Origin of the sequence: Pseudomonas sp. UFMG81, assembly GCF_015354575.1 — a bacterium.
Taxonomy (GTDB): Bacteria; Pseudomonadota; Gammaproteobacteria; order Pseudomonadales; family Pseudomonadaceae; genus Aquipseudomonas.
Map to the genome: position 1 here is coordinate 34,961 of NZ_JACAFQ010000039.1, position 11,742 is coordinate 46,702.

At 53.9% G+C, this 11,742-nt stretch carries 11 protein-coding genes; 4 read left to right on the forward strand and 7 right to left on the reverse strand.

Annotation, left to right across the window (positions count from 1 at the left end):
* Nucleotide 1: 1 nt before the first annotated feature.
* From IX761_RS22810 to IX761_RS22825, 4 genes are all read right to left on the reverse strand, one after another.
* Nucleotides 2-787, reverse strand: a complete 786-nt coding sequence (locus tag IX761_RS22810) for an ABC transporter permease (protein WP_194791766.1) — start codon at nucleotides 785-787, stop codon at nucleotides 2-4.
* A 188-nt stretch (nucleotides 788-975) separates the two neighbouring features.
* Nucleotides 976-2,088: a DegT/DnrJ/EryC1/StrS family aminotransferase gene (locus IX761_RS22815; protein ID WP_194791767.1), complete on the reverse strand. Its 1,113-nt coding sequence runs from the start codon at nucleotides 2,086-2,088 to the stop codon at nucleotides 976-978.
* 103 nt (nucleotides 2,089-2,191) lie between these two features.
* Nucleotides 2,192-2,737: a GNAT family N-acetyltransferase gene (locus IX761_RS22820; protein WP_194791768.1), complete on the reverse strand. Its 546-nt coding sequence runs from the start codon at nucleotides 2,735-2,737 to the stop codon at nucleotides 2,192-2,194.
* A complete protein-coding gene (locus IX761_RS22825; RefSeq protein ID WP_194791769.1) occupies nucleotides 2,734-3,135 on the reverse strand; it encodes a sugar 3,4-ketoisomerase in 402 nt (133 codons plus the stop codon). The genes IX761_RS22820 and IX761_RS22825 overlap by 4 nt, the downstream gene beginning before the upstream one ends.
* Nucleotides 3,136-3,853: 718 nt before the next feature.
* Between IX761_RS22825 and IX761_RS22830 the strand changes: the two genes are divergently transcribed.
* Genes IX761_RS22830 through IX761_RS22845 form a run of 4 tightly spaced genes read left to right on the forward strand, consistent with a single transcriptional unit; the run spans nucleotide 3,854 to nucleotide 7,736 of the window.
* Entirely contained in the window at nucleotides 3,854-5,695 is a 1,842-nt protein-coding gene (locus IX761_RS22830) for a methyltransferase domain-containing protein (protein ID WP_194791770.1), read from the forward strand.
* 17 nt (nucleotides 5,696-5,712) lie between these two features.
* The gene (locus IX761_RS22835; RefSeq protein WP_194791771.1) at nucleotides 5,713-6,468 is read left to right on the forward strand and encodes a class I SAM-dependent methyltransferase; all 756 of its coding nucleotides are present in this window, start codon (nucleotides 5,713-5,715) and stop codon (nucleotides 6,466-6,468) included.
* Between the two features lie 3 nt (nucleotides 6,469-6,471).
* Entirely contained in the window at nucleotides 6,472-7,071 is a 600-nt protein-coding gene (locus tag IX761_RS22840; RefSeq protein ID WP_194791772.1) for an HAD-IB family phosphatase, read from the forward strand.
* 50 nt (nucleotides 7,072-7,121) lie between these two features.
* Nucleotides 7,122-7,736 carry a DUF6564 domain-containing protein gene (locus tag IX761_RS22845; RefSeq protein ID WP_267241141.1) on the forward strand — a complete coding sequence of 205 codons (615 nt, stop codon included), beginning with the start codon at nucleotides 7,122-7,124 and terminating at the stop codon, nucleotides 7,734-7,736.
* Between the two features lie 103 nt (nucleotides 7,737-7,839).
* On the opposite strand, the gene IX761_RS22850 is transcribed toward IX761_RS22845, so the two are convergent.
* From IX761_RS22850 to IX761_RS22860, 3 genes are all read right to left on the reverse strand, one after another.
* Complete coding sequence (locus IX761_RS22850) at nucleotides 7,840-9,828, reverse strand: polysaccharide biosynthesis protein (RefSeq protein ID WP_194791774.1); 1,989 nt, start codon at nucleotides 9,826-9,828, stop codon at nucleotides 7,840-7,842.
* A gap of 47 nt (nucleotides 9,829-9,875) precedes the next feature.
* Entirely contained in the window at nucleotides 9,876-10,439 is a 564-nt protein-coding gene (locus IX761_RS22855) for a sugar transferase (protein ID WP_228533873.1), read from the reverse strand.
* A 241-nt stretch (nucleotides 10,440-10,680) separates the two neighbouring features.
* On the reverse strand, nucleotides 10,681-11,634 hold the full coding sequence (locus IX761_RS22860; RefSeq protein WP_194791775.1) for an NAD-dependent epimerase/dehydratase family protein: 954 nt from the start codon (nucleotides 11,632-11,634) through the stop codon (nucleotides 10,681-10,683).
* Nucleotides 11,635-11,742: the final 108 nt, after the last annotated feature.

Here is an 11,742-nt window from a genome sequence, read left to right on the forward strand (position 1 = left end):
ATTAGAGCCTGTAAACAAGTTTCTTTTCGTTTGCCGACAATACCGCCAGACCGATCAGCAGTGAAAGAATTGCAAAAATAAATGCGAGCGAGAATGACGTAGCCGAAGGCAACGTACCATGCGCCAGCGGCGAACGGAAAAGATCAACATAGGCAACCAAGGGGTTGATCTTCATCAAGAAGGCAGCCGGGCCACCCAGCATGGTCTTGTCATACATGATCGGCGTCAGGAAGAACATGGCCTGCAGAATCACGTTGATGATATAGACAAGGTCCCGGAAGAACACGGTGACAACCGACATCACCAAGCCGATACCGAGCGAGAATATAAACAGCAATAAAAACGAGAGCGGAAGAACAAACAACGCAAGCGAAAATTTACCGCCCAACACGAGAATGATGACAAACAGCGCCAGGAACGACAGCAGCGTATCAATGGCAACCCCAAATGACACCGCCAAGGGGAACAGAATCTTGGGCAAATAGATTTTCTTGATCAGCCCTTCGTTGCTGATGATCGCCTGGCAGGACTGCGAGACCGTGGAACTGAAGCTGTTCCAGGCTATCATCCCGGAGAACAGAAACACGGAGTACTCCCGCAGCGGCACCTTGAACAAGGCCGAGAATACAATAGCGGTCACCGACATCATCAGCAGTGGGTTGATCAAGGTCCAGAAGTACCCCACCACCGTGCGACGATAACGCAATATCAACTGCTGGCGCACCAACTGCCAGAGCACATAACTATTGGCTTGGACTTCAGTCCATCGCCGCGATATTCCTACCACTACTTCACCACCTCAATCGCAATAAATTTCGCCTGCCCTTGGTGACCGCGCCCGGCCCGCGCACTTGCGCCACTGCCTGCCGAAACGAGACTGGCCCGTGCAGGCGGGCCAGTCTACAGCGCGTCACACATCACGCCAGGGCGTCATCGACTTCCCCCCGGCCAACCCGGTTGTCCGCTGTCGTGATGCTATTGGGCCTGGAAGCTGTTGCAGCACTCGATGACCTGCTGCGCTTCTTCATCGGACATCGTCGGCCCGATCGGAAGGCTCAGCACCTCATCGTGAATGCGCTCGGTCAACGGCAGAGACAGATGGGAGAACTGCGGATACGCTTCCTGCTTGTGGGGCGGGATCGGGTAATGGATCAGCGTACTGATGCCATTCTTGGCCAAGTGCGCTTGCAGCTCGGCACGCCGACTGCTGCGCACCACATAGAGGTGGAACACATGCTGCTGGTGCTCATCGTGCTCCCACAGTGGCAGCTGGATGGCGGGGTTCTTGATGCCATCCTGATACTGTCGGGCAATTTCACGACGACGCTCAGTATGGGCATCGAGGTGGCGCAATTTGACCGAGAGCATGGCCGCCTGAATTTCGTCCAGTCGACTGTTAACGCCCGGGTAAATGTTCTTGTACTTCTCATGGGAGCCATAGTTGCGAAGGGCTCGCAACGCTTGGGCCAGATCATCGTCATTGGTGGTGATCGCCCCTGCATCCCCCAGGGCCCCCAGGTTTTTGCCAGGGTAGAAGCTGAAACCTGCCGCGTCCCCCCAATTGCCTGCCTTGCGCCCGTCGATGGTTGCACCGTGGGCCTGGGCGGCATCTTCAAGCACCAGAAGCTTGTGCTTACGGGCAATTTCCATGATGCCAGGCATGTCGGCCAGGCGCCCATAGAGGTGAACGGGCAGAATGGCACGTGTGCGCTCGGTCAACGCCGCTTCGAGCGCTGCAGTGCCCAGGTTGAATGTGCCCTCTTCCGGCTCGACGAGCACAGGCACCAGGCGGTTCTCGGTAATCGCGAGAATACTGGCAATGTAGGTATTGGCAGGCACGATGACTTCGTCCCCTTCCTTCAGCTTGCCTAGCAGCTTCCAAGCTCGCAACGTCAGGATCAGCGCATCCAGGCCATTGGCGACACCGATGCAGTGACGCACACCACACCAGGCGGCGAACTCATGCTCGAACGCCTCCAACTCACGCCCGCCAATGAACCAACCAGAATCGATGACGCGACGACACGCCTCAACGAGTTCATCGCGGAAAGACTTATTGACTTCTTTCAAATCCAGAAAACTAATCACTCAACCCCCTAAGGTGCATCACGAGCACCCTATACGACCAATCAGGTAAATACCTTGGAGCCCCTGTTTCGAGGTCGCCCCAAAGCAAGCAATGCATTATGAGTCAGCCCTTTCTGGGCTCTTTGTGAATGACTTTTTCAAAATCAACACGAACCTGATCAACCGCATCCTTGGTGATTTCGAAATAGAAGTTCTCATCATCCTCCGAAACGCGGACTGCGCCCATGCGCTCGTGGTACTTCACGACCTTCTCATTACCCTTTCGCACATCAAAATGTGACTTCGCGAAGCCCAACTCATCAAAACCGACGTCATACACCATCAAGGTGCTCTCAAGCGCCGCTGTTTTGGTCTTGTTTTCTTCCAGGAGAATCCAGCTTCCCCAGCAGAACGAATCCTGCCGAAAATCGTAGAGACGGACCGTCCCGCATCGGCTTCCGTCATCCAGCCGCTCGATGATGAAATAGAACTGGGTCCTGTCACGCTCATCCTGCTTGTAGCGTTCGATCCAGCGGCGCTGGGCATCGACGTCGTTGGTCACTTCGGACAGGAAACGATTGTATTTGGGGTCCAGGCGCAAAGACAGAATGAACGATGCATCGTCGGGCTCGACCAGTCGCAACCGAACCGTCTTGGATTCAATTCTCATTTGCATCGCTCCGTGACAAACTTCTGGTAGTCGCGGATGTAATCCGCCTCATCATAAAGCTCGCTGGCGAGCACCATGAGTACGCAATCATCGCTGAAATGGTGCATTTCTCGCCAAACCAAGTCTTCAATGAGCAGCCCACGCGTAGGTGTGTCCATGACGACTTCCTCGCGCTTGTGGCCGTCATCCAGCACCATCGTGCAGGAACCTGCCACACACACCGCTACCTGGCGAAGTTTGCGGTGAGCGTGATAGCCGCGACTGACGCCCTCAGCAGTGTTGTAGATGAAATAAACGCGGCGGATCTCAAAGGGCACATTATGCTCTCGCTCGAGAGCCACCAGGCTCCCTCGCGCATCACCCAGGACCTGAAAATCAATCCATTTAACCAGGCTCACCAGCCTCGTCCTCCATAAATATTAAGCTTCAAAGCAGTCGCTTTGGTCATGCATTCACCAGCCGATCCGCGCCCGACCAGCCGGCGCTGGCCGTGTGCCCTTCACTGCCGTGAAAAAGCTGGTGCTGGGGGCGTGCGGCAAAACTGCCTGGGCAAAACCCAGTACAAAGTGAAGGCATCATATCATGAGTTGCGCTGTGCTCCTGGGGATCCGCTGATCTGCCGTGCGTCGCGCGCAGCCCCTCCCCAGACATAGTTCGCTATTATAGCAATCGACCAGGGTCGCCGGCACCCCCCTCATCTCCAGGCGAGCCGTTTTTTCAGAAGCGGAAATAGACACCCTACGTTGACGGGATAGCGTATTTTTGACAGAGCAGCACCTAACCACTCGCTAATAAAAATAATTCATCAATCATCGAGCGAACATCAACAGAAAAATGACGTTCTTAACAAACAGCATAAGATCTGCAGTCGGCTTTCTGTGCAGAAAGCACCAAGCTCAAGCGCAACCTCCCGAGTCCCTTTCAGTCCCCCCTCCAGCGGCAGACCTCCCACCACCGCAAGCCCCAACGGTCGACCTCCCGTCACCGGATTCCTCAGCAGCCGACCTCCCGCTATCGGAATCCCCGGCGGCTGCCACCCCGCAGGAGCTCCGGCAGGATGAATGCCCACCCGCCGAAGACGGGCAGGCGGCTATCACTCAAACCCAGGAGCCACACTTGGCACCTGTACCCTTTTCCAGCAAGGACGGCAAAGGGGTGCGCGTTTTATTCGTCGCCCAGCACCCCTCCTTGCTCTCGGGCTGGCGCAGTCTGATCCGACAAATGAATGAGGACTCTAGATTCATCATCAAGGTCCTACTCTGCCCATTCCTTCATCCTTTGACCTCTGCGTCGGCCACCCTGCACAGCATGCGACAGGCCTTGATTGACGAGAACATCAGCTTTTGCACCGCTGACGCCATCAATCCGGAACACTATCGACCGCATGTCGCGTTCTTGCAAAATCCTTACGACGAAACACGCCCTGCACGCTTCAAAAGCGCAGCCCTGGCACAGGCGGGTATCCGCGTTGCCTATATCCCCTACGGCCTGGAAATGGGCGGAGGCGCATGGAATCTCAAGGCTCAGTTCGACTTGCCCGTTCAGCGGCAGGCCTGGAGAATATTTGCCAGATCCGAGCGGCATAAGGCCATGTTCGCAAAATACTGCCGATCTGGCAGCAATCACGTTGTAGTTACCGGCCACCCGAAATTCGATAACAAACCGACTGAGGCCACCCAGTCCCTCCCCGCCCAGCCCTTGTTCGCCGCGAAGTCGAAAGGCCGAAGAACCATACTCTGGACACCTCATTTTTCGGTAACACAGACGCCAGCCTGGTCAACATTCACGCTGTACAGCGAAACTATATTCGAAACGTTTGCCAAACGGCCGGATCTCTTCCTGCTCGTACGACCACACCCGCTTTTCTATAAGGCCATGCGCGACAATGGCCACTGGACAGAGGACGGCGAAGCGACATTTCGCCAGATGCTGGAATACAGTGAAAACATGGCACTGGATGACACGCCGGACTACCAGAGCGCGTTCAACGCGTCCAGTGCACTCATGACTGATGTGGGCTCGTTTCTGCTTGAATACCTGGCTACCGACAAGCCGCTGCTCTACCTGCACCACCCAGAAGGTTTGGGCATGAATGACGACAGCGCGCTGGTTGAGAGTTTATATAAAGCCGCGGGCACCAATGACATCATCAATTTCGTAAATATGATTGCAGCCGGCGAAGACGACCGCCTGAACATGCGACTTCGAGCCAAATCAGAATTCCTATTTGGCCTCAATGAGAACATCGCTAAAAATATCTGTGACATCATTTATGACAGCCTGCACCAGGGCGACGACTGGTCCCCTGCATTCGACCCCTCGCACTCCGACAGCCAGCTGAAGTCTGAAAACTACTGGCGAGAATCAACAACAACCTACCTGGCTCCTCCCGAGTATTATGAGAAAAAAACATTAATCCTCGAGGAGCAACTGTCAAAACTCAAGAACATTCACAGCGCCATCGACATCGGTTGCGGCGACGGTAAATACTCCTTACAAATAGCCAAGCACGCCAAAAGGGTACAAGCCTACGAGCTGTCTGCCAACCTTGTGGCTCAAGCACACGAAAGCGCGCAACTCAATAATGCCAAGAACATCACCTTCATTCAGAATGAGCTGGACGATATCGCTCCGTTTGAGAAATTCGACCTCATCTCATGCCTCGGCGTGACCAGTTGCGTCATCGACAGCCTGAAATTCATCCACTTCCTGCAACGCCTCAAGTCATTGGCCAAACCGGGCGCCACGTTGATGCTCATTGACAGCCTGTCCACCGCCGCGGATCAGTTTGCTGAAGACCAAAGTGGCTACCAAGCCTGCTACAGATCAATCTCTGACTACAAAACCCTGGTCACACAACTCGGATTTGAGCTTTCTGAGGAAATTCTGATTACCGAGGCCAGGGAGCGACAACTGGTCAACAAGTTATTCATTTTCAAAGCCATCTTCAGTTCCTGACAAGAAACGGGGCACTCATGACACGCATTTACACAAAGCCCGGCGATGAAAAGCCCAAACTTGACAAACAGTCTGTGCTGGATTTTTTCGAGCAACGCGCCAAGAAAGCTGCAGATCTTGGCCCCACACGCGCAGTCATCTATCAGGATAAAAGCCTCGACCTGGCAGAGCGTCGCGATCATGCCGAGAAAGCGCTTCTGCTCCCCAAACTTAACCTGACAGACAACAGTCGAGTTCTAGACGCAGGTTGCGGCACCGGTCGCTGGGCAGAAGTGGTGATTCCTCTCTGTTCCAGCTATGTTGGGGTGGACGTCAGCCCCGGGTTGGTAGCCATAGCGAAACAGCGCTTCATCGCAGCGTCAAACGCTCGCTTCCATGTCTGCGCAGTCGATACGATCACCCCAAACGCCGAAGACATGGACCTTCCGTTCAGTCACATCCTGTCATTTGGCGTCTTTATCTATTTAAATGACGACGAGATCACAAAAGCCATGAATGGCTACCTCTCAGTAGCTAGCACGGCAACCAAGATACTGTTCCGTGAACCGATCGCTGTCTCTGAACGCCTGACACTGCTTGAACACTTTTCCGATGAGATGAATCAGCAATACAGCGCAATCTATCGCACAGAAGGCGAACTGCGACAACTGATGCAACCCACGCTACAGAAGCACGGTTTTCGGCAGGTTTCTGAAGGTGACGTCTATTCGGATAACACGCTCAACAATCGTGTTGAGACCAAGCAGAAATGGTTCCTGTGGGAGAAAGCGTAGCCCATGAAGACGGCATTTTGCTTCGACCTGGATGGCACTGTCTCAAGCCTGGAAATCTTACCTTGCATCGCTTCCGAACTCGGCGTAGCCGATGAAATTTCAACACTTACCCGGATAACTATGGACGGACTGATTCCCTTCGAGGATTCATTTCGGCTCCGCTGCCTAATCCTAGGGCAGGTTCACCCTTCACGTATTGCAAGCATTGTCTCGGAAGTCCCCCTGGACAAATCTCTCCTTTCATTCATCCAGCAGAATAAAGAAAATTCCTTTATTGTTACCGGCAATCTAGATTTGTGGATCGCCCCCCTACTTGAACGGTGTAGCTGTCACGCATTTTCATCAAAAGGGCTCTATGAAAACAACAGGATCCGCGTGGAAAAGGTTTTGAACAAGGCGGACGTGATCATGGCGTTACGCAAAGAAGGATATGAGCGCATCATTGCCATCGGAGATGGTGCCAACGACGCCCCCATGCTTGCACTCGCGGACATCTCCATTGCCTATGGCGGTGTTCACCCTCCCGCGCAGGCCGCAAAAAAAGTCGCCAGCCATATCATTCACGAGGGGGAAGCACTATGCAAAATGTTACGTGCGCTGTAATTGCGGCAGCAGGCATGGGCACGCGGATCGGGCTCGGCATGCCAAAATGCATGATCGAGATCGACGGCAAAACCATCCTTACGCGACTGATCGAACAGCTTCGACCACAAGTGGACATCATGAAGGTGGTCGTAGGGTATCGGGAAGATATGGTAATTGAGTACTGCGCGCAGCACCATCGCGATGTCATACTAGTTCGAAACAAGGAATACAGAACTACCAACACTGCTTTCAGCTTTGACAAAGGCGCCAAGCACACCAACGGAAAGATCATCTATATCGACGGTGACCTGATTATTTCGCCAACCTCGCTGAGTCAATTCATTGCAGCGTCGCACAAACACGAAATTCTGGTGGGGCTGACTGACTCGAAGAGTGAAAATGCTGTGTTCGCCGACTGCCAACAGACATCCGATGGCACAATCGTGGAGGCTTTCACGCGCACAGTGAAGGGCCCATTCGAGTGGGCGAACGTAGTCAGCGGCCCGTCAGATTTGCTTACCGATGCAAACGGCTATGTGTACGAGAGGCTAGAAGAACACCTTCCACTGCCTTCGATGCACCTGGATTTGGCCGAGGTGGACACCGCGAACGACCTGATCGAAGCCAGAAAGTTTGTAGCTGACCTCGAGCAGCAGCAACTGAGCATTGCAATGACCCGGTAGCTTGTCGGCACCCGCCTATCCGTTTTGACAGTGGGGCCGTGACGAGCAGCCCCACCGTTCAAAGCGCCGCCTCTTGTAGAGACGCGGAGAGTAGCGGCCTCTCCTACATCGCCCGATCAGGGTTTGCGTTATAGAGGTAATCAACAATATCTTCGCTGGGGCTGTAGCCAACTACCAGTTCTTTCAGAATCTGGCGAACCTTGGAAAAGTCCTCCTGCTGCAGCACATCCTGAAGCTCCACCAGGCGCAACTTGAGGTCAGCCCAGGAGATAAAGTCTTCACTCGCACGCATAATCATCGGGTGTCGCGTGACCGTGACATTGTCCCCGATCAACAGCTCCTCATAGAGCTTTTCCCCAGGTCGCAAACCGGAAAACCTGATCTCAATATCACCATGCTTCTGATCCATTGAGCGCACGCTCAGACCCGACAAATGAATCATCTTCTGGGCAAGGTCAACAATCCTGACCGGCTCTCCCATATCCAGAACGAAGACATCCCCTCCCTCCCCCATCGAGCCGGCCTGAATGACCAACTGTGCGGCTTCGGGAATAGTCATGAAATAGCGAGTGACCTTCGGGTGTGTAACGGTAAGCGGTCCGCCCGCCTTGATCTGTTTATGGAACAGCGGGATCACCGACCCGGAGGACCCCAAGACATTGCCAAACCTGACCATCGTGACACGCGTCCGGTTCGTGACAAGTGCCTGTTCACCGGGGAACACCAGTGCGTCTTCAGCACCTGCGCCTTGCAGTATCAGTTCGGCCAGGCGTTTTGTGCAGCCCATGATGTTGGTTGGGCGTACCGCCTTGTCGGTCGATACCAAAACAAAATTGGGGACCTGGCACTCAATAGCCGCTCGAAGGGTGGCAAGCGTGCCGAAGACATTGTTCGTCACCCCCTCGTAGATATTATGCTCGACAATAGGGACGTGCTTGTAAGCAGCCGCATGGTAGACGGTATCTACCCGCCAACGACGCATAATGCTTTGTAGCCGGGCTACATTATTGGTAGAGCCCAACATGGGAATCACTGTGGTCGTCAGTGATCCACGCAGCACTTGCTGCTCGAGCTCAGAAAAAACACTATAGAGGTTGAACTCGCTTACCTCATACAGAATCAACGTCACCGGCTGCAGCGCCAATGCCTGCCGACACAGTTCCGAACCAATGGAACCACCGGCGCCCGTAATAAGTACCGTCTTCCCTTTGATACAGCGCTCAAGCAGTTCTGATTGAGCAGGCACTACGTCCCGCCCCAAAAGATCGGCTACGTCCACCTCCTGAATATCGTCGACCTGTACCCTGCCACTGGCAAGATCGAGCACAGAAGGCACACTACGGACATGTATCGGGAAGCGTTCCAGGTAGTTCAGAATTTCCCGGCGACGGCCACGATTCGCCGACGGGATTGCCAAGAGTATCTCTTTGGCATTCGTTTCATTGATGGCATCTTGTATATCCTGGGAACGGTACACACGAAGACCGGATATCTCTCGACCGGCAATATCCCTGTCGTCATCAATGAAGGCAACAGGGCGCATCAGACGCCCCATTCGAAGCGCAGCCACCAACTGATTGCCGGCCGCCCCCGCACCGTACACCGCAACTTTCAACAGATCGTCCTCTCGCCCGGAGAATGGCCGGTAGCTCGCCCCGTTGAACCAGTCCCCCGTGAAATAATGACGCATGCCTAGTCTGACGCCACCAATGGCAATCAGGCTGAGCCACCAATAGTTGAAGACAATCGAGCGAGGCACGATATTCTGGTGATTGCTGTACCAATACACGAGAAGCGCCAGTATCAGCGAAGACAAACTGACGGCTTTGACAATGGTAATTAGTGCGTCGTTACCAAAATACCGCATCACTGCCCGGTACAGGCCAAAGCGAATGAACAACGGAATAGCAATCAGCGGCGCAGCAATGAACAACCAGACATGCTGAGTCACCGGATTGACAAACTCGTCCACGCCCAGCCTGACAACAAAGGCCAGCCAAAGCGTGGCCCAGACCAATATGACATCCACGAACACCTGGATGATTCGTTTTTTTGACCTGGACAGTTTAAGCAACCTGCTACGAGCGTCCATTACTCCCTCCTACCCACTTAAAATCCCTCCAGGAAGCAGCGCACGCCTCAATGAACGACGCCATCTCGCTTTATTACCTTGCAGGCCGTAATAAACATTATCTTCATATCAAACATCAGTGACTGTCGACGCTTGTACTCTGCATCAAACTTTACTTTTTCTGGTATCGGCAACTCATCGCGCCCATTGACCTGTGCCCACCCCGTGAGCCCCGGCCTTAACACATGAACACCGACTTCAGTCCTCAAGCGGATAAGATCGTACTGATTATAAAGCGCCGGACGCGGCCCAACAAAGCTCATATCGCCCCGAAAAATGCTCCACAGCTGCGGAAGTTCGTCCAGGCTTGTTTTTCGAAGAAAACCACCGATCGGTGTAAGATGACTCAAGGGGTCTTCTAACAGATGTGTCGCCACCGAGGGCGTCTCGGTACGCATCGATCGGAATTTCGGCATGCGAAAAATGACATTATCCCGCCCAACACGGTCAGACCAATAGAGCACGCTTCCTTTGGACGTCAATCGCACTGCGACCGCAACCAACAAGAAAGGCACCACAAAAAACACCACAAGAACCATAGCCATCATGAGGTCCAGCAAGCGCTTCAACATACCAGTACTCAATATCCTACTTACAAGTGACCATCGCTCTCAGCGGTAGAGAGTGAAAGCAACTACTGCCCTGAAATATGCCTGGACACTCAGGACGCTCACCCCCTATCGAACCGCAAGAGATTATCAGAAAATCACCCCGAGCGCTGATATTGCGCGGCTCCCGACGTGCCGGGGCGAACCACGATGCCCGCCCACCCGACAGTCTTTGACTGACGGGCAAGCGTGCGATCCACAGCGATCAGCCACTTTTGAATTTCTGACCTGCGTCCTCGAGTGCTTGCCGAGAGGTCTTCAAAGGCCGCCACCCCAGTGCCTCACGCGCCTTGGCAGCGTCTATCCGAAGCGATCCGAACAATTGAACATACATATTTTCTCTTCCCAGCCTGCCGGCCAGCCACCGAATGATTATTTTCGGGAATGGAAATTGAACGCTGCGGCGTGCCATGCCACGGGCCAAGGCATGCACCATCTCCCCCACCGAGAGATCATCGCCATCACATACCAAATACACCCCACTGGCCGCCCCCGGCCAAGTGACAACCGTTTTGACAAAACCAACCATATTCTCGAGCGATAATAAACTTCTCGAATTATTTACCCGCGCAAAAGGCAGCGGCACGCCACAGGATACCAACTTCAACAACCGAGCAAAGTTGCCAGGCGCCTGCACCCCGAAAATCATGGGCGGCCGGATGATCACGACCTCCATAGTGCAATTATTAGCAATCTCCAGCAGCCCACACTCAGCCTCATACTTCGACTGCGCATAAGGCGAATGGGGGGCTACAGCGCTTCGCTCAGTGAAGGGCTCGCCAAAGCTCTGCGCACCATTCACACCAATGGTACTGATGAAGATAAAGCGCTTTACACCTGCCAATGCCGCCTGACGCGCCAAGTTCAACGTACCGTCCGTGTTTACTCGCCTGAATTCGCTCAGCGGATCAGCAGAGTTGTCGTCCAGCACATGAGCCCGCGCAGCAAGATGGACCACTACCTCCACACCCGTGAGAGCCACCTGCCATTCAGTTGAGCCATCGACGCCGCCAACCTGCACAACATCAGCGCAATGGGCGTAACTACTCGCCCTTGACCTGACAGCCGCAACCACCTCGAACGCACCACTTTCGTTACCGAGACTTTCGACCAATGCGCGCCCCACAAACCCTGTGGCACCTGTAACCATTACCCGCATTTTTCACCATTCATGATCACTGGTTGAGATTCAAATCACGCGTTTCTAAGGCAACCTTCTGATAATTCGATCAATCATCTTACGCCCACCCCCTCCTGTCCACAGTGC